At 60.8% G+C, this 25,947-nt stretch carries 24 protein-coding genes; 8 read left to right on the top strand and 16 right to left on the bottom strand.

What is annotated here, in order from left to right:
* Nucleotides 1–43: 43 nt before the first annotated feature.
* The gene (locus tag NE851_RS27295; protein WP_097542064.1) at nt 44–1,033 is read right to left on the bottom strand and encodes a polysaccharide deacetylase family protein; all 990 of its coding nucleotides are present in this window, start codon (nt 1,031–1,033) and stop codon (nt 44–46) included.
* 392 nt (nt 1,034–1,425) lie between these two features.
* On the opposite strand from NE851_RS27295, the gene NE851_RS27290 reads away from it, so the two are divergent.
* From NE851_RS27290 to der, 3 genes are all read left to right on the top strand, one after another.
* Nucleotides 1,426–2,010, top strand: a complete 585-nt coding sequence (locus tag NE851_RS27290) for an NnrU family protein (protein ID WP_063474497.1) — start codon at nt 1,426–1,428, stop codon at nt 2,008–2,010.
* 326 nt (nt 2,011–2,336) lie between these two features.
* Nucleotides 2,337–3,020 carry a tetratricopeptide repeat protein gene (locus NE851_RS27285; RefSeq protein ID WP_063474498.1) on the top strand — a complete coding sequence of 228 codons (684 nt, stop codon included), beginning with the start codon at nt 2,337–2,339 and terminating at the stop codon, nt 3,018–3,020.
* A 16-nt stretch (nt 3,021–3,036) separates the two neighbouring features.
* Nucleotides 3,037–4,452 carry a ribosome biogenesis GTPase Der gene (gene der, locus NE851_RS27280; protein WP_047611354.1) on the top strand — a complete coding sequence of 472 codons (1,416 nt, stop codon included), beginning with the start codon at nt 3,037–3,039 and terminating at the stop codon, nt 4,450–4,452.
* Nucleotides 4,453–4,744: 292 nt separating this feature from the next.
* Here der and NE851_RS27275 read toward each other — a convergent pair whose 3' ends face one another.
* The gene (locus NE851_RS27275) at nt 4,745–5,182 is read right to left on the bottom strand and encodes a MarR family winged helix-turn-helix transcriptional regulator (protein WP_063474499.1); all 438 of its coding nucleotides are present in this window, start codon (nt 5,180–5,182) and stop codon (nt 4,745–4,747) included.
* Nucleotides 5,183–5,342: 160 nt separating this feature from the next.
* Here NE851_RS27275 and NE851_RS27270 point away from each other — a divergent pair, with 160 nt between their 5' ends.
* Nucleotides 5,343–6,356, top strand: a complete 1,014-nt coding sequence (locus NE851_RS27270; protein WP_254959134.1) for an alpha/beta hydrolase — start codon at nt 5,343–5,345, stop codon at nt 6,354–6,356.
* A 5-nt stretch (nt 6,357–6,361) separates the two neighbouring features.
* On the opposite strand, the gene NE851_RS27265 is transcribed toward NE851_RS27270, so the two are convergent.
* Nucleotides 6,362–7,543, bottom strand: coding sequence for a glycosyltransferase family 4 protein (locus NE851_RS27265; RefSeq protein ID WP_168332776.1), 1,182 nt, complete (start codon nt 7,541–7,543; stop codon nt 6,362–6,364).
* 238 nt (nt 7,544–7,781) lie between these two features.
* Nucleotides 7,782–8,822 carry a glutamine synthetase beta-grasp domain-containing protein gene (locus tag NE851_RS27260; protein ID WP_047611346.1) on the bottom strand — a complete coding sequence of 347 codons (1,041 nt, stop codon included), beginning with the start codon at nt 8,820–8,822 and terminating at the stop codon, nt 7,782–7,784.
* A 432-nt stretch (nt 8,823–9,254) separates the two neighbouring features.
* On the opposite strand from NE851_RS27260, the gene gstI reads away from it, so the two are divergent.
* On the top strand, nt 9,255–9,443 hold the full coding sequence (gene gstI / locus NE851_RS27255) for a glutamine synthetase translation inhibitor GstI (protein ID WP_254959133.1): 189 nt from the start codon (nt 9,255–9,257) through the stop codon (nt 9,441–9,443).
* Between the two features lie 153 nt (nt 9,444–9,596).
* Here gstI and NE851_RS27250 read toward each other — a convergent pair whose 3' ends face one another.
* From NE851_RS27250 to NE851_RS27220, 7 genes are all read right to left on the bottom strand, one after another.
* The gene (locus tag NE851_RS27250) at nt 9,597–10,517 is read right to left on the bottom strand and encodes a sugar kinase (RefSeq protein ID WP_254959131.1); all 921 of its coding nucleotides are present in this window, start codon (nt 10,515–10,517) and stop codon (nt 9,597–9,599) included.
* A gap of 184 nt (nt 10,518–10,701) precedes the next feature.
* Complete coding sequence (locus tag NE851_RS27245; protein ID WP_063474504.1) at nt 10,702–11,043, bottom strand: hypothetical protein; 342 nt, start codon at nt 11,041–11,043, stop codon at nt 10,702–10,704.
* Nucleotides 11,044–11,209: 166 nt separating this feature from the next.
* Nucleotides 11,210–12,196 carry an ABC transporter ATP-binding protein gene (locus NE851_RS27240; protein ID WP_127430173.1) on the bottom strand — a complete coding sequence of 329 codons (987 nt, stop codon included), beginning with the start codon at nt 12,194–12,196 and terminating at the stop codon, nt 11,210–11,212.
* Complete coding sequence (locus NE851_RS27235) at nt 12,189–13,181, bottom strand: ABC transporter ATP-binding protein (RefSeq protein ID WP_047611339.1); 993 nt, start codon at nt 13,179–13,181, stop codon at nt 12,189–12,191. The genes NE851_RS27240 and NE851_RS27235 overlap by 8 nt, the downstream gene beginning before the upstream one ends.
* Entirely contained in the window at nt 13,182–14,099 is a 918-nt protein-coding gene (locus NE851_RS27230; protein WP_047611337.1) for an ABC transporter permease, read from the bottom strand.
* Nucleotides 14,096–15,019, bottom strand: a complete 924-nt coding sequence (locus tag NE851_RS27225; RefSeq protein WP_132572773.1) for an ABC transporter permease subunit — start codon at nt 15,017–15,019, stop codon at nt 14,096–14,098. The genes NE851_RS27230 and NE851_RS27225 overlap by 4 nt, the downstream gene beginning before the upstream one ends.
* Before the next feature lie 48 nt (nt 15,020–15,067).
* Nucleotides 15,068–16,648 carry a peptide ABC transporter substrate-binding protein gene (locus tag NE851_RS27220; RefSeq protein WP_254959127.1) on the bottom strand — a complete coding sequence of 527 codons (1,581 nt, stop codon included), beginning with the start codon at nt 16,646–16,648 and terminating at the stop codon, nt 15,068–15,070.
* Between the two features lie 285 nt (nt 16,649–16,933).
* Here NE851_RS27220 and bglA point away from each other — a divergent pair, with 285 nt between their 5' ends.
* Nucleotides 16,934–18,580 (top strand): beta-galactosidase BglA, encoded by a 1,647-nt coding sequence (bglA, locus tag NE851_RS27215; RefSeq protein ID WP_254959125.1) that lies wholly within the window; start codon nt 16,934–16,936, stop codon nt 18,578–18,580.
* Nucleotides 18,581–18,651: 71 nt separating this feature from the next.
* Here the strand turns inward: bglA and ade are convergent, their stop codons facing one another.
* Together ade and NE851_RS27205 are read right to left on the bottom strand one after the other, a co-directional pair.
* Nucleotides 18,652–20,349 carry an adenine deaminase gene (gene ade / locus NE851_RS27210; protein WP_047611330.1) on the bottom strand — a complete coding sequence of 566 codons (1,698 nt, stop codon included), beginning with the start codon at nt 20,347–20,349 and terminating at the stop codon, nt 18,652–18,654.
* Between the two features lie 119 nt (nt 20,350–20,468).
* Complete coding sequence (locus tag NE851_RS27205; protein WP_047611329.1) at nt 20,469–21,572, bottom strand: branched-chain amino acid ABC transporter substrate-binding protein; 1,104 nt, start codon at nt 21,570–21,572, stop codon at nt 20,469–20,471.
* Nucleotides 21,573–21,686: 114 nt separating this feature from the next.
* On the opposite strand from NE851_RS27205, the gene NE851_RS27200 reads away from it, so the two are divergent.
* Both NE851_RS27200 and NE851_RS27195 read left to right on the top strand, forming a co-directional pair.
* Nucleotides 21,687–21,923 (top strand): hypothetical protein, encoded by a 237-nt coding sequence (locus tag NE851_RS27200; protein ID WP_155295704.1) that lies wholly within the window; start codon nt 21,687–21,689, stop codon nt 21,921–21,923.
* A 134-nt stretch (nt 21,924–22,057) separates the two neighbouring features.
* On the top strand, nt 22,058–22,972 hold the full coding sequence (locus tag NE851_RS27195) for an HD-GYP domain-containing protein (protein WP_047614315.1): 915 nt from the start codon (nt 22,058–22,060) through the stop codon (nt 22,970–22,972).
* A 104-nt stretch (nt 22,973–23,076) separates the two neighbouring features.
* Here NE851_RS27195 and aptA read toward each other — a convergent pair whose 3' ends face one another.
* From aptA to NE851_RS27180, 3 genes are all read right to left on the bottom strand, one after another.
* Complete coding sequence (aptA, locus tag NE851_RS27190) at nt 23,077–24,402, bottom strand: omega-aminotransferase AptA (protein ID WP_029867900.1); 1,326 nt, start codon at nt 24,400–24,402, stop codon at nt 23,077–23,079.
* Nucleotides 24,403–24,759: 357 nt separating this feature from the next.
* Entirely contained in the window at nt 24,760–25,077 is a 318-nt protein-coding gene (locus tag NE851_RS27185) for an ArsR/SmtB family transcription factor (RefSeq protein ID WP_003561417.1), read from the bottom strand.
* A gap of 116 nt (nt 25,078–25,193) precedes the next feature.
* A complete protein-coding gene (locus NE851_RS27180) occupies nt 25,194–25,943 on the bottom strand; it encodes a HugZ family pyridoxamine 5'-phosphate oxidase (protein ID WP_029867901.1) in 750 nt (249 codons plus the stop codon).
* Nucleotides 25,944–25,947 lie beyond the last annotated feature (4 nt).

Raw genomic sequence — 25,947 nt, 5'->3', positions numbered from 1 at the left:
GTCTCGGCGATGGTGCCATCAATCCTGATGTGGTGCCACGCCGTCAGAGACCCGACGCCCGCTCCAGCTTCCCGCGCGCCTCGATCATCGGGATCGCTTCCGAATAGCTGATGCAGGCGACGTCAGCCCGGTGGCAGACGTCGCTGACCAGGCGGTCGAGGGCGCGCCAGTAGGCGCCGCCGTTCATTTCGACGAAGTGGAAGCCGAGCTGGAGCGGGATGCGGGCGCCGGCATACTGCTTGTCGAATGCCTCCCTGAAGGCGGCATAGGCGCGCGCCTCGAATTCAGCGGAATCGGCCGTGTCTTCCTCGCCCTTGGAATGGCGGACGAAGAGATTGTAGTCCATGCCGATGATCGGCTTTTCATTCGGGCCTTCGGGGATCAGCGGCAGGCCGAAGCGGATGATGTCGTCTTCCTCGACGGGCATGGCCGGGCCCTTGGTGACAAGGCTCGCATCATAGCTGAAACCCGCCTTCTTTTCTGCGGCGGTCATGTCGGCGCCCGCTGTCGCCGAGAGATAGGGGGCGCGAAAGCCCTTGATGCCGTGGTCGACCAGATCCTGCCAGCCGGCCGGCTCCTCGAGGCCGACGCTCTTCCAGGCATTCTTCAGCGTCGCGTGAAAGGTCGCGTATTCGGCCGACCAGTCGGCCTCGCTCCATTGGCGGCCGTCGAAGTGGCCGCAGGCATGGCTCGATATGTCGTGGCCTTCAAGATGGGCGTGCCAGATATTGCCAAGGCGTTCGCGGATCTCGTCGTCGCTCTGGGCGAAGCCGACATTGGATTTTCCGCGTTTCTGGTGCGGCGCCTGATAGGCCTTCTTCGCCGCATCGTTCATCAGGAAGGTGCAGGAGAGGAAATAGGTGAAGTGGGCGCCGTTCTTCGCGGCCATCTCGCGGCTCTTCAACCACAGCGCATTGTCGTGGGCGCCGTCGAAGGAAATGATGACGAGCTGTTTCGGCCGGTCGGCCGCCTCGGCGGTTGCCGGGAGCAGGAACGAGGCAGCCAGACAGGCGGAGAGGAAAAAACGGGACATGGACACCGCGACAATTTGTTCGCGGTTTCCCTCTAACAGAAATGCGGCGAAGCTGCGGTCTCGCTGGCATTTATTTACGCCAGCCGTTAGAGCCTTTCCTGGTCAGCTTGAAGCATTCTGCCGGAGCAGGTTTTCGTCAGGGCAGAGGCGATTGGCGAAGGGCATACCCCACGGTACGTCCGAGCCGATCGCCTTTGATCCTGGCGGAAAGATGCCCGGCCCTTCGGGTTGGCTGAAACGGGCCGGCTGATCGACCGGCCGGCTTGGCCGTAGAACTGGGCTACGACGCGCGCCGGCCGGTCGACCATCCGACTCCGTTTGAGCCAACAGAATGCTTCAATCTGACCAGGAAAGGCTCTAAGCCATGACAAACGGCACGGAAGGGACTCGCAATGACATTGCTTATCGTCGGCATCATACTTTTCCTCGGAGTGCATCTGGTGCGGGTGGTGGCCCCCGGTTTCCGGCGTTCGATGATCGCAAGCCTCGGCGAGACGGGCTGGCGGGCGGCCTATTCGATCGCGAGTCTGGCCACGCTGATCCTGTTGATCTACGGTTTCGGGCAGGCGCGCGCGGTGACCGGCATGCTTTACAATCCGCCGGTCTGGACGGCGCATATCGCGATTACGCTAATGTTGATCGCACTGATCTGTCTCGTCGCCTCGCTGCTGCCGGCGGGGCATATCGCGACGAAGACCAAACATCCGATGGTGCTGTCGGTGAAGATCTGGGCGCTGGCGCATCTGCTCGCCAATGGCGAGACGTCCTCGGTGCTGCTGTTTGCAGCCTTTCTCGCCTGGGGCGTCATTCTGCGCATCTCGCTCAAACGGCGGCAGCGGGCGGGCGAGATTGTGGTCCGGCCCTTCGTCTCGGCCAAATACGACCTCTATGCCGTCGTCATCGGCGTCGTCGCCTGGGCGTTGATCATCTGGAAGCTGCACGAATGGTTGATCGGGGTCTCGCCGCTCGTGATGTGACCGGCGCATAACCCCAAAAATCGATTCCGATTTTCGGAAAGGATTATGCGCGGATTCAAAGTGTTAGAGCGTCCTTAGTGCGTCCTGTCGGACGCGTTAGGGATAGGGCGGTTCAGCTTTTCATGGAAGCGCAGAACCGCTCTAATTTTTTGTTTTAGGCAATTCCCGGCAAAAGCGCTTCGCGCTTTGCCTGGGAAACCGCTTCGCACTTTTCCTGGAATTGCTCTAATCTTTCACATCCCCCTTACAACAGCGGCAAAATGGAGTAGAAGGCCGACAATATGCGTTTTGCATGTGTATGGGTATTTCCGCGGCCGGAGACGAGAATGGCATTCAACGACGACAGCTTCATCCGTGAAGTCAATGAGGAATTGCGGTCTGACCAGATGAAGGGCGTCTGGCGCCGGTTCGGCCGCTATATCATTGCCGTTGCCATCCTGATCGTCGTCGGCACCGCCGGCAAGGTCGTCTACGAATATTGGGACAACAACCGCTCCTCCGGCACCGGCGACCAGTTCCTGGCGGCGATGAAGCTTGCCGACGAGAATAAGAACGACGAGGCGCTGGCCGCGCTCGACAAGCTTGAGAAGGAAGGCCACGGCGCCTATCCGGTGCTGGCGCGCATGCGGGCCGCGACGGTCCAGGCGCAGAAGGGCGACGCTAGCGCGGCGATCGCCGCCTTCAACGAGATCGGCAAGGACAATGGTGTTCCTGCCGCCGTGCGCGATGCCGCCAGAATGCGCGCCGGCTGGCTGCTCATCGAAAATGGCAGCTACGAGCAGGTTTCGGCTGCGATCGAGGAAATGGCCGTGCCGGGCAACGCCTTCCGGCATTCGGCGCGCGAAGCGCTCGGCCTTGCATCCTATAAGGCCGGCAACATGGCGCAGGCGCGCCAGTGGTTCCAGTCGATCGTCGATGATACCGATAGCCCGCGCAATGTTGCCAATCGCGCCCATATGATGCTTGATCTCATTACCGCATCCGGCAAGGCGCCCGCCGCACAGGGCTGAGTTTTAAGGAAAAAGAATGAGTTTCACGGTCGCCATCGTCGGTCGTCCGAATGTCGGCAAGTCGACGCTTTTCAACCGACTGGTGGGGAAGAAGCTGGCGCTTGTCGATGACACGCCGGGCGTGACCCGCGACCGCCGGCCGGGCGATGCGCGGCTGATGGGCCTGACCTTCACGATCATCGATACCGCCGGTCTGGAAGAGGCCGACGCGGAAAGCCTGCAGGGCCGGATGCGCGCGCAGACAGAAGCGGCGATCGATGAGGCAGATCTTTCGCTTTTCGTCGTAGACGCCAAAAGCGGGCTGACGCCCGTGGACACCGCCCTTGCGGAAATGCTGCGCCGGCGCGGCAAGCCGGTGGTGCTGGTCGCCAACAAATCCGAAGCGCGCGGATCCGACAGCGGCTTTTACGACGCCTATACACTCGGCCTCGGTGAACCGACGCCGATTTCGGCCGAACACGGACAGGGCATGATCGACCTGCGCGACGCGATCGTCGCGGCGATCGGCGAGGACCGGGCCTATGCGAAGGAAGATGTTGCCGTCACCGACGTCGACATTTCCGAGACTGCGGGTGAGGACGAGGACGAAGAGCCCGTCTATGACGACACCAAGCCGCTCAGGGTGGCGATCGTCGGCCGGCCGAACGCCGGCAAATCGACGCTAATCAACCGTTTCCTCGGCGAGGACAGGCTTTTGACCGGGCCAGAGGCCGGCATCACCCGCGACTCCATCTCGGTCGAATGGGACTGGCGTGGCCGCACCATCAAGATGTTCGACACCGCAGGCATGCGCCGCAAGGCGCGGGTGATCGAGAAGCTGGAGAAGCTCTCGGTCGCCGATGCGCTGCGCGCCATCCGCTTCGCCGAAACCGTCGTCATCGTCTTCGATGCGACGATCCCCTTCGAGAAGCAGGACCTGCAGATAGTCGACCTGGTGCTGCGCGAGGGTCGCGCGGCCGTGCTCGCCTTCAACAAGTGGGACATGATCGAAGACCGGCAGGCGGTGCTTGCCGACCTGCGCGAAAAGACCGACCGGCTGCTGCCGCAGGCGCGCGGCATCCGCGCCGTGCCGATCTCCGGCCAGACCGGCTGGGGACTCGACAAGCTGATGCAGTCGATCATCGATACCGACAGGGTCTGGAACAAACGCATTTCGACGGCGCGGCTCAATCGCTGGCTGGAGACGCAGCAGATCCAACATCCGCCACCGGCCGTTTCCGGCCGCCGGATCAAGCTGAAATACATGACGCAGGTCAAAGCCCGCCCGCCGGCTTTCATGATCTCCTGCACCCGCTCCGATGCGCTGCCGGAATCCTATACGCGCTACCTGATCAATGGCTTGCGCGCCGATTTCGACATGCCGAGCGTGCCGATCCGCATCCATTTCCGCTCGCCGGACAATCCGTTCGAAGGCAAGAAGAGGCGGACGTAGAGCTGGGCTTGCAATGATTGCCGGCGTTTTGTGAAGTTAGGGCGTGTGCCGTGTGGCACACGCTTGGCCTGCCTGACATCTCCCCCACAAGGGGAGATCGGCAAGAAGCTATGCCTCGCCTTAAATTTGCGGTTCATGTGATGGCCAGTTGTTTGGGGAAGCCATCACGCCCAGCCGATCTCCCAACCTGTAGGGGGTCCGAAGGACGGGTCAGACCCGTGGTTCGACCCCGAGCCCGGCAGGGCAGAAGGGGCTATCATAAGCGCTGTGATAGCCATCTGCTATTCAACAGCTAAGCCACGCTTCTATTCAACGCCTCGCGCAGCGCCACGATCTCGCTCTGCAGCCGAGTGAGATCGACGGCATCGCGGCCGCTGGCAGCGGCGATGCAGCCGGGAATGCCGATCGCCTTTTCCTTCAGGCGAAGGCCTTCTTCGCTCAAGCGGATGACGACGACGCGTTCGTCCTCCCGGCTGCGTTCGCGTCTGACATAACCAGCGGTTTCCAGGCGTTTCAGCAGCGGGGTCAGCGTGCTCGATTCCAGGAAGAGCTTTTCGCCGAGGCCCCCGACGGTCTGGCCATCCTGCTCCCATAGAGAAACCATCGCCAGATATTGCGGATAGGTAAGTCCCAGAGCATCGAGCAGCGGCTTGTAGACGCGGTTCAGTGCGTGGCCTGCCGTATAGACGGCGAAGCAGATGAAATTGTCGAGCTTCAGCTGATCCTGCATGGCTTGTCTCCGGAACTGACAAATTTATATCGTGCAATAAATAATCGGAAGCGATCTTTATGCATGGCAGCCATGCATAAATTTAAATTGTCCGATAAATAATCGTGCGCGATATAAATCCGGCGTTCACAACGAACATCGAAACCGAGAGGACAAGACAATGTCGACCATCAAGACCGCAGTTTCCGCAGTCGCACTGCTCGCAGCTTCCGCCGCTGGCGCGCTTGCCGATCCGGCACTGGAACCGGCAACGCAGAAATTCATCGACGGGCTGGCCGGTGGCGCACCGATCTACACGCTCTCGCCGGCCGATGCCCGCAATGTCCTGGCCGGGGCGCAGAAGGGCGACGTGAAGATGCTTGCTGCCCAGGAAGAGGACAGGGTCATCAAGGCAGGCCCGACAGGCAGCATCAAGCTGCGCATCGTCCGCCCGGAACATGCCAAGGGCACGCTGCCGGTCATTCTCTATTTCCATGGCGGCGGGTGGGTTTTGGGCGATGCGGATACGCATGACCGGCTGGTGCGCGAGATCGCCAACGGCGCCGATGCCGCTGTCGTCTTCGTCGATTACGAACGCTCGCCGGAAGCCCGCTATCCCGTCGCCATCGAGCAGGCTTATGCTGCGACCAAATATGTCGCCGAACACGCCAAGGAGTTCAAGGTCGACGCCAACAGGCTCGCGGTCGCCGGCGATAGCGTCGGCGGCAACATGGCGGCGGTGGTGACACTGCTTGCCAAGGAACGCGGCGGTCCTGCCATCGATCAGCAGGTGCTGTTCTACCCAGTCACCGACGCCAATTTCGACAACGGGTCCTACAACCAGTTCGCCGATGGCCCGTGGCTGACCAAGGAAGCGATGAAGTGGTTCTGGAACGCCTATTTGCCTGATGAAGCCAAGCGCAAGCAGCCGACGGCCTCACCGCTGCAGGCCTCGCTGGAGCAGCTGAACGGCCTGCCACCGGCGCTCGTCATCGTTGACGAAAACGACGTGCTGCGCGACGAGGGGGAGGCATACGCTCGCAAGCTTAGCCAAGCTGGCGTCAAGGTCACGTCGATGCGCTATAACGGCACGATCCATGACTTCGTGCTGCTGAACGCGATTGCCGAAACGCCTGCCGCACGCAGCGCGATTGCGGTCGCCAACGACACGCTTCGCAGCGCGCTTCACAAGTAAACCAATCAGTCTGCGGAGGAGAGAGGCCCGGCGGTTTCGCCGGGCTTTCTGCTTCTTGGAAGCGATTTGGCAAATTGCCAGGCCTTCTTCCATTTCGGCGTGATGATGCCGTTGGCGGCGCGGATATTGTTGATGAACTGCAGGGTCGCTGCTTCCCAGGAATATTGCATGGCGAGCTCACGCGCCTTCTGCCGCGAGGCGGAGAGGGCGGCAAGGCAGGCGATCTGCAGGTTGGCATCGAGTGCCCCGACTTCACTGTCCTCACCGATGATGTCGAGCGGGCCGGTGACCGGATAAGCTGCGACCGGAACGCCCGATGCCAGCGCCTCGAGGATAGTATTGCCGAAGGTGTCGGTGAGCGAGGGAAAGACGAAGACATCGGCCTGGGCATAGATTTTCGCCAGATCCTCACCGAATTTCACGCCGGTGAAGTGTACCTGGGGATAGCGTTGCTCCAGTTCGGCGCGCGCCGGGCCGTCGCCGACGACGACTTTCGAGCCGGGCAGGTCGAGATCGAGAAAGGCCGGCAGGTTCTTTTCCAAGGCGACGCGACCGACCGTCATGAAGATCGGACGGGGGAGGCCGAAAGGCTCGTCTTCAAGCGGCATGGGGTGGAATTGCGAGGCGTCGATGCCACGGGTCCAAGGCATCAGGTTCTTGATGCCGCGCGCCGATAGCTCGCGGGCAAGGCTCGGTGTCGCCACCATGCAACCGGCACCGCCATTGTGGAACCAGCGCACGAAGGCATAGAGCCAGCTCTGCGGGATCGGCAAGCGGGCAGAAACATACTCCGGAAAACGCGTGTGATAGCTTGTCGAGAAGGGCATGCGCTTGCGCAGGCACCAGCGCCGGGCAGTGAGCCCCAGCGGGCCTTCGGTGGCGATATGCACGTAGGAAGGATTGTGCTTTTCGATCTCGCGGGCGACGCGGCGGTAATTGGCGATCGACAGGCGGATCTCGGGATAGGTCGGGCAGGGGATGCTGTGGAAGCGCTCCGGCGTCACCATCGAAACCTCGACGCCCATCTTCGCCAGCTCGCGATTGGTGTTCTCGATCGAGCGCACGACGCCGTTCACCTGCGGATGCCAGGCGTCGGTGACGATTACCAGCCGTTCCGGCAGATTACCGGCGGCTGCGGCACTGGCCCAGCTTTCGCCGCTATAAGTGTTTGCCGGACGTTGCAACATGTCACGATTTCCATCTGCGTTGCAGTGATCTGGCAACGCTCAACCCCAAAGCGGGGTTCCGGAACGGCGATTCCCGCTTCTCTATTTTGAGGCATGACCATGATGGAAATATTACAGCCGCATGCCAGCATCTAGAGGGCCTTAGCGGCTCGATCCCCGCGAATATGTCAGCGGTCGATCGCAATTCTCTTACGGAAAGGATGACGGCGCCGGTCGTGGACCGGCGCCGTTTGGGAGGTTAAGCGGCAGCGGAAGCCGAGCTTGCTGTCGGAACTTCCGAAATCGTCTTCAGAACCTGCGAAGCGATCTGGTAGGGGCAGCCCTGCGAGTTCGGGCGGCGATCTTCCAGATAGCCCTTGTAGTCGTTCTTGACGAAGGAGTGCGGCACGCGGATCGAAGCACCACGGTCCGCAACGCCGTAGGAGAACTTGTTCCACGGAGCCGTTTCGTGCTTGCCGGTCAGGCGCTTGTCGTTGTCAGGACCGTAGACGTTGATGTGGTCCATCAGGTTCTTTTCGAACTGCGCCATCAGCGCTTCGAAATAGGCCTTGCCGCCGACTTCGCGCATGTACTTGGTCGAGAAATTGCAATGCATGCCCGAGCCGTTCCAGTCGGTGTCACCGAGCGGCTTGCAATGATACTCGATGTCGATGCCGTACTTTTCGGTCAGGCGCTGCAAGAGGTAGCGTGCCATCCAGATCTGGTCGGCGGCCTTCTTGGAGCCCTTGCCGAAAATCTGGAATTCCCACTGGCCCTTGGCCACTTCGGCATTGATGCCTTCGTGATTGATGCCGGCAGCGAGGCAGAGGTCGAGATGTTCTTCGACGATTTCGCGGGCAACGTCGCCGACGTTCGAATAGCCGACGCCGGTGTAGTACGGACCCTGCGGAGCCGGGTAGCCCTGCTCGGGGAAGCCGAGCGGACGGCCGTTCTGGTAGAAGAAATATTCCTGCTCGAAGCCGAACCAGGCATCTTCGTCGTCGAGGATGGTGGCGCGAGCATTCGATGCGTGCGGCGTGACGCCATCCGGCATCATGACTTCGCACATGACGAGAGCGCCGTTGGTGCGGGCCGGGTCGGGATAGATGGCGACCGGCTTCAGCACGCAATCGGAGCTGCGGCCTTCAGCCTGCTGCGTCGAGGAGCCGTCAAAGCCCCAGAGCGGAAGCTGTTCCAGCGTCGGGAATGCGTCGAATTCCTTGATCTGCGTCTTGCCACGCAGGTTCGGTACCGGAGTGTACCCATCGAGCCAAATATACTCGAGCTTATATTTTGTCATCGTGACTCTCTCAATGCTACGAAGGTGAGCAAATCCGGAGACGATCTCGGCGCGCAAGCGCATCCGACCGCCAGGGATGACGCTTTTAAAGCATGTAGCGTGCCAGTTCAGCTGCCGGGCCAAAGAAAAATCGCGAATCAGCCAGTCGACGCGCATTTTTCTTTTTCCAAAAACAGCCCGATTTGACGGTCGAGGGCCCTATCTTCAAGCAGAACGCGGCTTTTCCGCTTCGAAACCAGATGAAAATTGAGGCGTTAGGGCTGAAATGATGAAGTGTTGAACAAATAGGCGGAAGCTTTCGGCCTGGTCAGCATGTTGAGCGGCTATAATTACAACAATGCATATATATTGTGCAAGTTGCATAAACTATGTGCATTGTGCTATGGTAATGGTCCTGAATGTTGATGCGCCGTGCTGAATGGAGGCGATCTCATGCCCACCGGTTTCCATCGTGAATCCGCAACGATCTACCAGTTTCCCGTCAAGCCGATGCGGGCCATCAACCGGTTCGAACTCGCCCGGCTGATGGAGCGTGAGGCGGCCGATGTCTGCGACGCGCTCGACAGCTGCTGGTATCATGACGAGGCGGTTCGCGAGTCCGATCGGCCGAAGAAGTCCTGATTTCGAAATCCTGATTTTCCTGGCACCCGACCCGGTAAAGCGGAGTTTTTGGCTCGTGCGCGGATCTAAAGCAGCGGTGCTTCCCTTGGGCGCGCGGTGCAGGAGATGCCGACAAGGCGGGGGGAGCGTTCGTAGGGTGTTGTCAGCGCGGGTTCAGCCGCGATCCAATCCAATCTTTTCCTTTGCGACCAATGCGCCGTGTTCGCTGACGACGCGGGCTGCGACCTTTGCGGCGAAGCGGGCGGCGGCCGGTGCGTCCGAGGTCTCAAGGTAGCGGGCAAGGAAGGCGCCATTGAAACTGTCGCCGGCGCTGGTGGTGTCCACCACTTTCTTCACCTTTTCGGCTGGAACGAAGGTCTCCTCGCCGGCAAAATTCAACCTTACTCCGTCTGCGCCGTTCTTGACGACGATATCGACAGCGCCCAGCGTGCGATAGCGATGGATCGTTGCCTCGATGGAATCATCGCCGAAATGGGCGGCCTCGTCGTCGAAGCTCGGCATGACGATCACGGAGGAGCGGGCGCCCTCGCTGATCGTCGTATGCATGACGTCGTAGCTCGACCAGAGGCGGGGACGGATGTTCGGATCGAACACGACGAGCTTGCCGGCGGCCTTGGCGCGGCGGACCTCGGCGAGCAACGTCTCAGCATCCTCATGCGGCAGGATGGCAAGGGTGATGCCCGAGAAATAGATAACGGCAGCGCTTTCCACCGCCTCGCGCAGACGATCCGGGTCGGCGGCCAGGCTGCGGGCGGCAGAGCTGTCGCGCCAATAGCTGAAGGAGCGTTCGCCGTCTTTCAGGTTGATCATATAGAGGCCGGGCGTCCTGCCCCTGATGCGGCGGATCAGGCTCGTGCCGATGCCTGATTTGTCGATGAAGGCCAGCATCTCGTCCGACATGGCATCGTCGCCGAGAGCGGTGAAATAATCGACCGACCAATCGGCGGCAAGGCAGGCGCGGGCATACCAGGCGGTGTTGAAGGTATCGCCGGCGAAGCCTTTGCGCAGCAGGCCGTCGCCTGCCTGCGAGAGCTCCACCATGCATTCACCGATCGATAGAAACCGTCTGCTCACCTTGTCCTCCCGGCATGAGAGCGCTGCAGATCCAACAGGACACGCTACGGACGCTCTATCACTTTGAATTGGCGGATTATCCGCTGCTCTTCATTCGCTGATACGCGGAGCCGGGCGGAGTGACAAGCGCCGATATCAGGCCCGCGTTCACCGATGAGGCGAAGGCGGGCTTTCAGAAGGATGCCTATTCGTGGATGGTATAGCTGCCCATCGCGCAAAGATCCTGCGTATCCTCTGTGGTTGCGAGGTTTGAGCCTTCCTCGAATTCGAAGCGCATGTCGTATTTGCAGACGGTGCGGCCATCGGCGATGGTGATATCGATGCTCTCGCCCGGATTGAGAACGTCGTCGCCGAAGACGTCTTCTTCCCATTCGCCGACGCCGGTCGGCGAACTGTAGAAGCGCGTCAGGACGGAGTTCGTTCCGTTGGTGAGCTTGAAGTTCAGATCTTCGGCATGCGACGAACCGGCGGAGGCGGCGATCATCGTGGCGGCGAGTGCGATCAAAGCTGATATTTTCGATTTCATGTAAGCGTTCCCCTGGCTTGCGATTAGGCCGAAATGGGATAGCACGCGCTCATAAAATCTTTCTTATTGGGGACTTTAGATCCAAAAATAGTCCCCTTCGTTCTGACAATGGATGGCGCATCAGGCATCCAAGGCGAAGGCCGCTCTCACGCGGCCCTCGTTCCGTTCATGGCCTGTCCATATGATAACAGGCGGCCTTCTGGCCGGGACGGACCTCCTCGGTCGGCGGCATTTCGGTGCGACAGATGTCGGTCGCCTTCCAGCAGCGCGGTGAGAAGACGCAGCCTTTCGGTGGGTTGAGCGGTGAAGGTGGATCACCCTGCAGCCGGATCCGGGTGCGCAGGCGCGCGAGCTTCGGATCCGGGATCGGCGCGGCGGAGAAGAGTGCCTGCGTATAGGGATGGGCGGGATGGTCAAAGACGGTGGCGCAGTCGCCGGCTTCGACAACCCTGCCGAGATAGAGCACCAGCACATCGTCGGAGATCAGGCGCACGACGGAAAGGTCATGGCTGATGAAGATCAGCGTCAGGCCGAACTCCTTGCGCAGCTTGCGCAGAAGCGTGATGACCTGACCCTGGATCGAGACGTCGAGGGCCGAAACCGGCTCGTCGCAGATGATGAGTTTCGGTTTGGTGACGACCGCGCGGGCAATGCCGATGCGTTGCGCCTGGCCGCCGGAGAATTCGTGCGGATAGCGGTTGATCATTTCCGGCACCAGGCCGACGGCGGTCATGATCTCGCGGACACGCTCGGTGCGCTCGGTTTTGGAGAGTTTCGGCTCGAAGACGGTGAGCGGCTCGGCGATGATGTCTCCGACCGTCATGCGCGGGTCGAGCGAGGCGATCGGATCCTGAAAGATGATCTGCATGTCGCGGCGGGCGGCGCGCATTTCCTCGTCCGACAGGTCGAGAAGGTTCCGGCCCTGCCAGAGGATGCGACCTTTCTGCGATTTCAGCAGCCGCAGGATGGAGCGACCGAGCGTGGACTTGCCGCAGCCGGATTCGCCGACGATGCCGAGCGTGCGGCCTTCGCTGAGGTCGAAGCTGACATTGTTGACGGCGGTCAGGAAGATCGGCGGCTTGAAGAGGCCTTTCGCCGGCAGCTCGAATTGGGTCGTCAGGTTCTCGACCCTCAGAAGCGATCGTTCAGCCATGGTTGAGCAGCTCCTCGCGACGCGGGAAAGGGTGGTAACAGGCGGCGCAATGGTGCGGCGCCAGCGTTTCGAGCGGCGGCGGGCGATCGATGCAATCGTCCTGGACCTGCGAGCAGCGCGGCGAGAAATTGCAGCCCTTCGGCAGGTGCTGCAGGTTCGGCGGGCGGCCCGGGATGACGACGAGGTCGTCGACATCCTGGTCAGGGCGCGGGATCGAGGCATGCAGTGCTGCGGTATAGGGATGGGCCGGGTTGTCGAAGAGCTCGTCGACCGGCGCCTCCTCGACGATGCGGCCGGCATACATGACGGCGACGCGGTCGGCGAGGCCGGCGACGACGCCGAGATCGTGGGTGATCATGACGAGCGCCGTGTTCATCTCCGCCGTCAGGTCGTTGAAGAGATCGAGGATCTGCGCCTGGATGGTGACGTCGAGCGCCGTCGTCGGTTCGTCGGCGATCAGAAGTTTCGGCCGGGTGAGCAGCGCCATGGCGATGACGATGCGCTGGCGCATGCCGCCGGATAGCTCGTGCGGATAGAGGTGGAAGCGCCGCGTCGGGTCGGGAATGCCGACGCGTTTCAGCATGTCGAGTGCGGCGGCGGATGCGGCGCGCGCCGTGAGCCCACCGTGAACCTCGAGCTGCTCCGTCAGTTGCCGGGAGATCTTCAGCGATGGATTGAGGGCGGTCATCGGGTCCTGGAAGACCATCGCCATGTCCTTGCCGCGGATCTGGTCGAGTTCGCGCGGTTTCAGCGCCAGCACGTCCTTGCCTTCGAGCAGCGCCTGTCCCGTCGTTCTGCCGTTCTTGGCAAGCAGGCCCATGATGCCGAGGAAGGTCTGGCTCTTGCCGGAGCCGGACTCGCCGACGATGGCGATGCGCTCGCCGCGTTTGACCGTCAGGTTCATGTTCGAGACCGCCTTCACCTCCCCATCGGGTGTTTTGAAGGTGATCGAGTAGTCTTTGAGTTCGAGGAGGGTATCCGTCATTTAACGATCCTTCGGGTCGAACGCGTCGCGCAGGCCGTCGCCGATGAAGAGCAGGCTGAGCAGCAGGGCCACAAGGAAGCTGGCCGGGAAGACCAGCAGCCAGGGCATGCTTTCCATGGCATCGGTCCCCTCGGCGATCAGCGTACCGAGCGAGGTCAGCGGCTCCTGCACGCCGAAGCCGAGATAGGAAAGGAAGCTTTCCGTGGCGATGATTTCAGGCACCGTCAGCGCCGCGAAGATCACCACGGGGCCAACGAGGTTCGGGATGATGTGCTTGATAATGATCTTGAACGGCCGCTGCCCGGATGCGCGGGCCGCCTCGATGAATTCGCGATGCTTGATCGATAGCGTCTGGCCGCGCACGATGCGGGCCATGGTCAGCCATTCCAGCGCGCCGATCGCCGCAAAGAGCAGATAGACGTTGCGGCCGAAGATCACCATCAGCAGGATGACGAAGAGGATATAGGGAAGCGCATACATGATGTCGACGAAGCGCATCATGATCGCATCCAGCCTGCCGCCGATATAGCCCGATACGGCGCCGTAGAGCACGCCGATGAAGACGGAGACGACGGTCGCCGTCAGCGCCACGGCAAGCGAGACCCGGGTGCCGTAAAGGACGCGGGCGAGAAGGTCGCGGCCGTTCGGGTCGGTACCGAAATAGTGGCCGGTTTCGATCGAGGGCGGTATGCGGAAGGCCGCCCAATCCGGATCCTCATAGTTGAAGGGAATGAACCAGGGGCCGAGGAAGGCCGCAAGGATCAGCAGCGCCAGGACGAAAATCGACAGGACGGCTGCCTTGTTGCGCCCGAGGCGGCGTAACGCATCCCTGGTGAGCGAACGGCTTTCGGGCGCAAGGCCCTCCGCCTCCAGCAGTTCCTGGGCGAGCAACTCGCGTTTTGCGGGATTGAGGATCATCGGTTTCTCACTTTCGGATCGAGCCACGCATAGGCGATATCGACGAGAAGGTTCAGGAACACGATCAGCACCATGTAGAAGATGACCGTGCCGAGAACCATGCCGTAGTCACGGTTCAGCGCTGCGTTGACGAAATAGCGGCCGATGCCGGGCAATCCGAAGATGCTCTCGACAACCAGCGAGCCGGTGAGAAGGTAACTTGCCGCTGGACCCAGATAGGAGACGACAGGCATCATGGCGGGCTTCAGCGCATGGCGCATGACTGTCAGGCGGGGACCGATGCCTTTGGCCTTGGCGGTGCGAATGAAGTTCTGATTCATCACCTCGATCATCGAGCCGCGGGTGATGCGCGAGATACGGCCGGCATGCGGCAGCGCCAGAACGACGATCGGCAAGATGAGGTATTTGATCGAGCCGTCACCCCAGCCGCCGACCGGAAACCAAGCGAGATGGATGCCGAAGACGAGCTGCAGGATGGGCGCAATCAGGAAGTTCGGCAGCACGACGCCCACCAGAATGAGCGCGCCCAGAATATAATCCGGTGCCTTGTTCTGATAGAGAGCTCCAAGACAGCCGACGGCCACGCCGACAATGATGGCAATCAGGAAGGCAGCCGTACCGATGGTGAAGGTGTAGGGCAGACCGATCATGATCTGCTGGGCGACGGTGAAATCCTCGCTGGCGAAGGAGGGGCCGAGATCGCCCCGGAGCAGGTCACCGACATAGATCAGGTACTGCTGGATGAGCGGCTTATCGAGATTGTAGTGGATCGCAAGGTTCTTCAGGATCACCGGCGGCAATGGCCTTTCGCCATCGAAAGGGCCGCCGGGGGCAAGGCGCAAAACAAAAAAGCAGGCTGTGACGGCGATCCACAGAACGGGGATCGTCGATAGCAGGCGACGGAGGGCGTATTTGATCATGATCGTGGGCCGGTCCTTTCCGCAATGCGCGGAAAGGACGGTTTTCCCTTACTCTTTCATCGACAGCCAGCGGGTGCGGTGGATGTCCTGAATATTGTCGACGAAGCCTTCGATCTTCGGCGAAACGACGTTCTTCGAGACATAGTAGTAGATCGGCAGGGCGGCGGATTCATCCAGCGCCAGTTGTTCGGCCTTCTTGAAGATCGCCGCACGCTTGGTGAGGTCCGTCTCGGCGTTGCCTTCCTTGATCAGCTTGTCGTATTCGGGATTGGACCAGCGGCCATAGTTCATCTGTACGCCTGTCACCAGGAGGTTCAGGAAGTTGTCCGGGTCGTTATAGTCGGCGAGCCAGCCGGCGCGGCCGATTTCCACCTGGCCACGCTGCATCTGGTCGTAATGCACCTTGGTTTCGGCATTGACGAGCTCGACATCGACGCCGAGCGGCTTCCACATGGAGGCAATGGCGACGGCGATGCGCTTGTGGTTGTCGTTGGTGTTGTAGCTGAGCACGGCGTGCAGCGGCCTGTCCGGGCCGAAACCGGCTTCGGTCAGAAGCTTCTTGGCTTCGGCGACCTTCTCGCTATAGGGCAGGTCCTTCCAGCTGACATAGGCCGGCTCGCCGTAATTCGCTGTGCCCGGCGGAACCCAGGAATAGGCCGGCAATTCGCCGGTGCCGAGGATCTGCGGGCCGATCACTTCACGGTTGATCGCCATGGAGAGAGCCTGGCGGACGCGCTTGTCGCTGAAGGGCGGCTTCTGCGAGTTGACGACGTAATAGTAGAGGCCGGAGAAGGGGGCGACGTGCGCCTGGCCGGGCAGGTTCTTCTTCATCCATTCATACTGGTCGGTCGGGAAGTCGGTGAGGATGTCGAATTCGCCGGCGCGATAGCGTTTCAGCGCGGCTTCCTGGTCTTCGAGCACGAAGAACTTCGCGCCGTCGATCTTCAGGTCCTTGGTGTCGTACCACTGGTCGTTCTTGACCGTCGTGACATGCGAGCCCGGAACCCATTCGACCGGCTTGTAAGGGCCGTTAGTGACGATGTTGCCGATCTTGACCCAATCCTGACCCTTCGCCTCGACGACATGCTTCGGCAGCGGATAGGCGGTGTAGTGCATCAGGGCATTGAGGAAATAGGGCGTGGCATTTTCGAGCGTGATTTCGAGCGTCTTGTCGTCGATCGCCTTGACGCCGAGTTGGTTGAGATCGGTGATCTCGCCCTTGTTGATCTTTTCGGCATTCTTGATGGTGAATTGCAGATAGGCATAATCAGCGGCGTTCTTCGGGTCGACGAGGCGCTGGAAGGCGAAGACGAAGTCTTCTGCCGTTACCGGCTGGCCATCGGACCACTTGATGCCGTCGCGAAGCTTGAAGGTGTAGACCTTGCCATCAGGCGAAATCGTCCAGCTTTCGGCCTGGCCTGGGATCGGATTGTCCTTGGCGTCCTCGGTGACGAGGCCCTCGAAGATGTCACCGGCGATACGGTTCTCCCAGTCGCCTGACAGTTTCTGCGGATCGAGCGACTGCGGGTCGCCACCATTGTGAATGTTCAGCGTGGCCGCATGCGCCGAAAACGCCAGCAATGTGCCAAGCATTGCAGAGGCGAGAAATTTTTTCGTGAATTGGTTCATGGTGGGTCCACCTTTCTAGGCTTTGCGCCTTTATTAGACATTTGTTCCCGGTGTTTGACCTCTTACGTGCAGGTCAGTGCGCACATTATCGCAAAGGCTTTGCGTTGCAACCCCAAATCCGGAGGGTGGAAAGGGGTTGTGGACAAGCCTATATACGTCTCCCCCTTGTCGGATCGCGACGATGCCTCGCGGCCTTCGCAGCGCCTTCATAACGGCTTCACATGGTTGTCTTTTGTTTCTTCCGCTTTAGTGTGGCGGGCGCAAACGAGGCAGGAGATGTAGCCGATGGCATTGCAGGCAGGCGGGAGTGCGGACTGGTGGCGCGGCGCGGTGATCTATCAGGTCTATCCGCGATCGTTTCAGGATACCAACAGCGACGGGCTCGGCGATCTCAGGGGAATCACCCGCCGGCTACCGCATATTGCCAGCCTCGGCGTCGATGCGATCTGGCTCTCGCCCTTCTTCAAGTCGCCGATGGCCGACATGGGCTACGACGTTTCCGATTATTGCGATGTCGATCCGATCTTTGGGACGCTCGCCGATTTCGACGAGATGATGGCCGAGGCGCACAGGCTTGGCATCAAGGTCGTCATAGACCAGGTGATCTCGCACACATCAGACCGGCATCCCTGGTTCGTTGAGAGCCGGTCGAGCCGGACAAATCCCAGAGCGGACTGGTATGTCTGGGCCGATCCGAAGCCTGACGGTACGGCGCCGAACAACTGGCTGTCGATCTTCGGCGGACCGGGCTGGGAATGGGATGGCGTGCGCCGCCAATATTACCAGCATAATTTCCTGACCTCACAGCCGGACCTCAACTTCCACAGCAAGGCAGTGCAGGATGCGGTACTGGAGACAGTGAGGTTCTGGCTCGACCGCGGCATCGACGGCTTCCGGCTGGACACGGTGAACTATTATTTCTGCGACAAGCAGCTCAGGAGCAATCCGCCGCACGAGCCGGACGAGGGCGACGCAGGCCTCGATGCGCCCGACACCAACCCCTACGGCATGCAGAACCATCTCTACGACAAGACGCAACCGGAAAATGTCGATTTCCTCAAGCGCTTCCGGGCGCTGCTCGATCAATACGAAGATCGCACGACCGTCGGCGAAGTCGGCGACGGCGCGCGTTCGCTGAAGACGGTTGGCGCCTATACGAGCGGCGGCGACAAGCTGCACATGTGCTACACATTCGATCTGCTCGGACCGGATTTCACTGCCGAGCATATTCGCGGCTGCGTTGAGGCTTTTCAGAAAGCGGTGACCGACGGCTGGGTCTGCTGGGCTTTTTCCAACCACGACGTCATGCGCCATGTCAGCCGCTTTGCGCGGACGGAGGAAGAGCGGCCCGTCATCGCCATGCTGGCGATCTCGGTGCTTGCGGCGCTGCGCGGCTCGATCTGCCTCTATCAAGGCGAGGAACTCGGGCTTCCGGAGGCCGAACTCGCCTTCGAGGATCTGCGTGACCCCTATGGCATCCGCTTCTGGCCGGCCTTCAAGGGCCGCGACGGATGCCGCACGCCAATGCCCTGGGAGGCGGGCAAAGCGCATGCGGGCTTCACCTCGGCGGAAAAGAGCTGGCTGCCGGTGCCTTACGAGCAGGCAGCACTTTCGGTGGATATGCAGGAGGCAAGCGACGGCTCGGTGCTGCATCACTACCGCAGGACGCTTGCTTTCCGGAGGAGCCATCCGGCACTGATCGACGGCGATATGACCTTCATCGGCACCAACCAGGATCTGCTCGCCTTCACCCGCGAAAAGGACGGAGAAAAACTACTCTTCGTCTTCAACCTGACGCGCGAACCGGCGGAATTCCACCTGCCTGATGGCGTAGTGCTTGAGGAACCGCTCGAGATGCCGGGCTTCGGGGCGGTGGCTGGCGTGGGATCGGTGAAGCTTGCGGCGCTCGACGGGTTTTGCGCGCGGGTTTGATGTTCTTGCTGCCGTAACCATGAAGGCAACAGTCAAAGGTCGCCCACTGCGGAATCAGCCCTTGAATTGCATCACCCGATCAGTGCGAACTTGTCCACATCAACCATGCCGCGGTCGGATATTTTCAAGTGCGGAATGACCGGCAGCGGCAGGAAGGCGAGTTGGAGGAAGGGTTCCTCGAGCGTGGCGCCGAGCGCGAAGGCGGCTTTGCGCAGGTGGTGCAGTGTATCGCGGACCGTCTCATAGGGCTCAAGGCTCATCAGGCCGGCGATGGGCAGGGCGATTTCGCCGGTGACCTTGCCGTCTTCGACGACGACGAAGCCGCCCTTGATTTCGCCGAGACGGTTTGCCGCGCGCGCCATATCGTCCTCGCTGACGCCGACGACGCAGATGTTGTGGCTATCATGGCCGACGGTGGAGGCGATCGCGCCCTTCTTCAGGCCGAAGCCCTGGACGAAGCCGTTGGCATGGTTGCCGTTCTTGCCATGGCGCTCGATGACGGCGACCTTGATGATATCGTTGGCAAGATCGACCGTCGTCTCGTTGCCGCTGACCGGCAGGCGGTAGCGGCGATGTTCGGTGATGATCTTGCCCGGCATGACGCCGATGACAGGCGTTTCACCCTCGGCGACCGGCACGCCGAAATGGGCGGCGTTGACGGGCCGGGCCTTGACGCTGTCGAGGCCGATCGGAGCAACCGGTTTGCGCGAGGAAAAGAGTGCATCGGTGACCCGGCGGCCGGCGGAGAAGACCATGTCGGCGCGACAATTTTCCAGGCTGTCGAGAACCACAAGATCGGCGCGCCAGCCCGGCGCGACCAGACCGCGATCCCTGAGGCCGAAGGCGCGGGCCGCCGAGATCGAGGCGGCGCGGTAGATCGCCAGGGGCTCGACGCCGCTTGCGATCGCCGTGCGGATCATGTGATCGAGATGGCCCTGTTCGGCGATATCGAGCGGATTGCGGTCGTCGGTGCAGAGCGCCAGATAGGGCGACAGCCGCTCGGTGATAATGGGTATCAGCGCGGCGAGATCCTTGGATACCGAACCTTCACGCACGAGGATATGCATGCCCTTGCGGATCTTTTCCAGTGCTTCGCGGGCCGTCGTGCATTCGTGCTCGGTGCGGATGCCGGCCGAGAGGTAACCGTTGAGGTCGTTGCCGGACAGCAGCGGCGCGTGACCGTCGATATGGCCGCCCTGGAAGGCCTCGAGCTTGGCCATGCAGACAGGATCCTTGTGGATCACGCCGGGGAAATTCATGAATTCGGCAAGGCCGATGACTTTCGGATGGTGGCGGTAGGGCAGGAGGCGCTCGATCGGCAGATCGGCGCCGGAGGTTTCGAGATGGGTCGCTGGAACGCAAGAGGAGAGCTGGACGCGGATGTCCATGATCGTCTCCAGCGCCGATTCGAGAAAGAATTCGATGCCGGCGCTTCCGAGCACATTGGCGATCTCGTGCGGATCGCAGATCGCGGTGGTGACGCCATAGGGCAGGACGCAGCGATCGAATTCATGCGGCGTCACCAGCGAGGATTCGATGTGCAGATGCGTGTCGATGAAGCCGGGAACGACGATCCTGCCCGAAATATCGACCTCGGTCTCGCCATCATAATTGCCTGAGGTGCCGACGATGCGATCGGCGCCGATGGCAATGTCGGAGAGGACGAGTTCGCCGGTGACGAGATCGAAGAAGCGGCCACCCTTCAGCACGATATCGGCCGGCACGCGGCCGACGCCCTGGTCGATGAGACGTTCGAGCTTGGTGGTCATGGCATTGCTCACATTGCAACCGATTCCGAAACTTATAACCGATCTGCCGCCACAAGCGAGTGCCGCAAAACGAAACCGGGCGCCGTAAGGGCGCCCGGTCGTCGACGGTCAGCGATGGTTTATTCGGCAGCAACGATCTTGCCGGCTTCCCATTTGTAGAGCGAGAAACTCTGCGAGGTCAGGTCGCCGGTTTCGCCGTAGGTGATTTTGCCGATGGCGGTCGGGATCTCCTGGCCGCCCTTCAGCGCGGTCGCGACGGCTTCCGCATCCTCGGCGCTGCCGGCCTTCTCGATGCCAGCCTTCAGCACTTCGACGGCGGCATAGGCGTTCAGGGTGAAGGCTTCGGCCGGGATGTTCTTGGCGGCGAGCGCCTCGGCTGCGGCCTTGGAGTCCGGGTTCTTGGTGGCGTCCGAGGCATTGGTGAAGATGGTGCCGGCGGCGGCATCCGTGCCGATTGCCCAGAATTCGGTGTTGGAGAGGCCGTCGCCGCCGATGATCGTCGCGTTGGCGGCGAGGTCATGCAGTTGGCGGGCGAGCAGACCGCCTTCCGGGTGATAACCGCCGAAATAGACGAGGTCGACCTTCTCGGACTTGATGCGGGTGGTGAGCGCGCTGAAATCCTTGTCGCCTGGGGTGATCGCGTCATTGACGACTTCGGTGATGCCGCCGGCGTTCAGCGTCGCCTTGAAGGCGTCGGCAAGGCCCTTGCCGTAGGCGCCCTTGTCGTTGACGATGGCGACGCGCTTGTCCTTGAAATTCTTCAGCACATATTGGGCGGCGACTTCGGCCTGCTGGTCGTCGCGGCCGCAGGTGCGCAGCACGTTGGTGAGACTGCGCTTGGTCAGGTCAGGGGCCGTCGCAGTCGGAGTGACCATCAGCACGCCGTTTTCAGCAAGCACGTCCGAAACCGGGATGGCGACGCCCGAGGTCACCGGGCCGACAACGAAACGGATACCGTCGCCGACGACCTTGTTGGCGGCGGAAACGCCCTGTTTCGGTTCGCCGGCATCGTCGGCCAGTTCGAGGACGACCTTCTCGCCGAGAATCCCGCCCTTCTTGTTGATCTCGTCGACGGCGGTCTGAGCGCCGTTCTTCACCTGATCGCCATAGGCCGCGACGGGGCCGGTCAGCGGCGCGATCAGGCCGATGGTGATATCGGCATGGGCGAGCGGCGCAAAGGCGAGTGACGCGACGAGGGTCGCCGTCAATGTCTTGAGGGTCATTGTCTGTCTCCTTGGATGGGGTCATTCGACCCACGATGAGGTGCCGCGCCGGTTTTTCCGGATCGTTCAACGACCCTCAGGCCGTGCCAAGGACGATCGATATCGGCGCGATCAATGCGCCCTCCGGCCATGTTTGGCTCGAACGGGCGCAACGCCAAGATTTCTAGGAATTTTGGTGAGATTCCGCAAGATGATAACAAAATGAAACGAAAATCGAGCCGATTCGGCGCGAATCGTCGAAAAATCATCGATCTCGGCGCCGTTTTCCATTTTTTCTTGGTGCCGGTACCCCGTGTCAGCGGCGCGCCGATGAACCCTCCCGAATTTCGCGGAAGCTCTCTATCTGTCTGACTATTCGAATTCCGCTTTGAGATTAACACTTGATTCTACCAGTTAGTGTAGAACCATTGTGCGCGCATATATTGCTGCGATGCAAAAGAGCGGTCGAAATAAACAGAGAGATATTTTCAGGAATAGAGAGCTGGATGCTCAAGCGGGTCGAAGCCAGACAGGTGCGCACCGGAATGTTTGTAGAGGCGATCGAGGGTGCCTGGCAGGATCCTCTTCTGTCTAAACGAAGATTTCTCCTGCGCCGTGAAATCGATGCCCAGAAGCTTCGCAAGAGCGGCATGACAGGTGTTATCATCAACACCAGCAGAGGCCTCGACATTGATGGCCTGCCGGGCGGCAATATCGAGATCGATACCAAGGCGGCACGCGAGACCATCCAGAAATCCGTGCAGGTGCTGGAAAGTGTTTTTGGTCGACTCCAGCACGGCGACGGGATCAGCATAGATCAGGTGGCTCCGGTGATTTCCTCGGTCTCCAAGTCGATAGATCAGAATCCCACTGTCTTTTTGAGCGTTACGCGTCTGAAATCCAGGGACGAAGCGACATTCCTGCATTCCATTTCGGTGAGTGCGCTGATGATCCTTTTCAGCCGTCATCTCGGGCTTGACGAGGCTACCGTGCAGGCGCTCGGCACGGCGGGATTGCTGCACGATGTCGGTAAACTCGAAATTCCGCTCGAGATACTGAACAAGGAAGGTCCCTTGGACGAGGACGAGATCAAGATGATCCGCGATCATCCGGAAAAGGGACACGCAATCCTGTCACGCCAGGAAGGCATATCGGAGATCGTTCTAGACGTCTGCCTCAACCATCATGAGCGTATCGACGGCAAGGGTTATCCCCGCAAGCTTTCCGAAGAGCAGGTCAGCTTCCATTCGCGCCTTGCCGCGATTTGCGACGTCTATGACGCCATCACCTCCGTGCGGCCGTACAGAGCGCCATGGAGCGCGAGCCAGGCATTGAAGTGGATGCTTGGCAATGAAGGGCATTTTGATCGCCGGCTCCTGAAGAAATTCGCCCTCTGCCTTTCCGTCGCCGCCGTGAACTGAAATCCATCCATCTTCGCAACAAAAGGGCCTGCACGGGCTTACAGCGCCGCGCCTCTTTTCTGACGCGCGACGCAGGCGCTGTTGCCGGAAGCTTGCGAGCTTTTTCAGATGTTGTTTTGCAGGATCGTCCGCAGCTTGCCGAAGAGCTCGTCGATGTGTTGCTTCTCGATGATCAGTGGCGGAGAGAGCGCGATGATATCGCCGGTGGTGCGGATCAGCAGGCCGCTTTCATAGGCTTTCAGGAAAGCGGTGAAGGCGCGCTTGGTCGGTTCGCCGGCGATCGGGTCGAGTTCGATCGCGCCGATCAGCCCGGTGTTGCGGATGTCGATGACATTGGGGCAGTCCTTCAGCGAGTGCAGAGCATCGGCCCAGTAGTCGGAGAGCTCGGCGGCGCGTGTCAGCAGACCCTCTTCCTTGTAGGTGTCGAGCGTGGCGAGTGCTGCGGCAGACGCGATCGGGTTGCCGGAATAGGTATAGCCGTGGAAGAACTCGATCATGTGCTCCGGGCCGTTCATGAAGGCATCATGGATCTCGGAGGTGACGAAGACGGCGCCCATCGGAATGACGCCATTGGTCAACCCCTTGGCGGCGGTGATCATGTCAGGCTTGACGTCGTAATATTGCGCGGCGAAGGGGGCGCCGAGGCGTCCGAAGCCGGTGATGACCTCGTCGAAGATCAGAAGGATGCCATGCTTGGTGCAGATCTCGCGCAGCTTCTGCAGGTAGCCCTTCGGCGGGATCAAGACGCCGGTGGAGCCGGCCACCGGCTCGACGATGACGGCCGCGACGGTAGAGGCGTCATGCAGAGTGACGATACGCTCGAGTTCGGTGGCGATGTCGCCGCCATGCTCGGGCTCGCCGCGGGTGAAGCTGTTCTTGCCGGGCTGGTGGGTGTGCGGCATGTGATCGACGCCGGTCAAAAGCGTGCCGAACATCTTGCGGTTGGTGACGATGCCGCCGACCGAGATGCCGCCGAAATTGACGCCGTGATAGCCGCGCTCGCGGCCGATCAGGCGGAAGCGTGAACCATTGCCCTTCACCCGGTGATAGGCGAGCGCCACCTTGAGCGCCGTCTCGACGGATTCAGAACCGGAATTGGTGTAGAGAACGTGGTTCAGGCCTTCCGGGGCGATATCGACCAGCCGGTTTGCCAGTTCGAAGGCCTTGGGGTGGCCGAGTTGGAAGGCCGGCGCGTAATCGAGTTCGCCGGCCTGCTCGCGGATCGCCTCGGTGATCTTCGGGCGGCAGTGGCCGGCATTGACGCACCAGAGGCCAGCCGTGCCGTCCAGCACCTGACGGCCGTCATGGGTCGTATAATACATGTCCTTGGCGCCGACGAACAAACGCGGCTCCTTCTTGAACTGGCGGTTTGCCGTAAACGGCATCCAGAAGGCGCGAAGATCGTTCGGTGCGTTGAGGCGGTTGGACATGCTGTTCTCCTGGCCGCTGACGGCCCTTTCCCGGGGGCTTCTCGCCCATATTTTTACTGCCCGGTCAAATTATCAGGGCTTCCCAAGGCGTCAACGGGAAAAGTCCCGGAGCCCCTCCTGACGGCAGGCTCAAGCTGCTTCGCTCGATCACGGGCGAGCGCCTCGGCGCGGTCATGCTGCAAGTCTTTCCGGTGAGGGGAGCAGGAAGAATATGGCTTTCAAGAAAAAAGCACGACAGGCAAATCGCAAATTTGCCGGTCGTGCCATTAATGTTCAGGTGCTGAAATATCGCTGCCACGCCTCCGGGAACATCCCCTTGCGGCAGGGCATCGGCCGACATTCATGTCAGCGCTATCATCAAGCGGCGGATCTATTCCTGTTTTGCACGAGGTAGATATCTTCGAGCGTTGCCAGAATTTTCATGACCGGCTCGGAGGTGCTCGAATAGTAGATGGTTTGTGCGTCCCGTCGGGTCTTGACCAGCTTTTGAGCGCGCAGTTTCGACAGGTGCTGAGAGAGAGCCGACTGGCTGAGGCCGACCTGCGTCGCCAGCACACCGACGGCGACTTCGCCCTTCACGAGGCTGCACAGGATCAGCAATCTCTTCGGGTTGGCCATGGCCGACAATAAAGCTGCCGCCACGTTCGTGTGATCGGCCAAATCAGAGGTTTCCATATGTTATCTTCCTAATGCGAAACGTACATCATGCGTGCTGGCACTGGCCCCTCAGCCGAGATTTTGACTGATGCCAAAAACTAGCAACTGGGGTCGAAGATTGTATATACCTAAATTTAAGGTATCGAGTATGCTATTTTAGATATGTTTGAACAAATGTGATCGGCATCCACAGCGAGGGTTTCGAACTCGTGTCGCAGCAGAAAATCGCCGGAAATCATGTCGAAACCTGAGGAATCGATACCACAAATACGCCAAGAACCCGATTCCGGCGCCTTTAGGCGGTCAGCGAGCCTTTCGGCCACATCGGGGTGACGTTCTACTAAATCTCGCACTGCTGCCGTCGCTGCGGCGGCGATCTCCTCATTCGCGGCCGACTGGATTATCAGATCGTTGCCATCGAGCTGGTAGGCGCGGCCGAAGCCGCCATTGAGGCTGGCCTGCTCCGGCTTGAGACGGAAGAAGAGGAAATCAGGGAAGTCGATATAAAGCTTCGCCTTGGTGTGGCGATCGAGAAAACGTGTGCGGATACGTTCGTAAAACGGGTGCCCGCGCTCGACGGCTTCCGCCAGGCATTGGGTCGTCAGACGCCCGTGGGCGAGGGGATCGCCCCTGCCGGGCTCGCCGGTCAGGAGCGAGGCGCGCGGGTCGCTGCCGAGCGCCCTGGTATGGGCCGACAGCCTCGAAACCAGGATGACGGGCGTGCCGTCGATGTCGATCGCGACCAGCACGCGGCTGGCGAAGGGAAAGCCGGTCTCGGGGTCGAGAACGGCAATCGCCGCGTGCCGCGCGGAGCGCAGAAGCACGCGGGCGAGCTTGCGGGCCTCGTCGTCGGTTTCGCGTAAGGGCGAGGGCTGATCTTTCATATCC

The sequence above is a fragment of the Rhizobium anhuiense bv. trifolii genome (assembly GCF_024346605.1).
Taxonomy (GTDB): domain Bacteria; phylum Pseudomonadota; class Alphaproteobacteria; order Rhizobiales; family Rhizobiaceae; genus Rhizobium; species Rhizobium anhuiense.
Note: the sequence above shows the minus strand (reverse complement) of the source record. Positions and strands in the feature narration are given on the sequence as shown.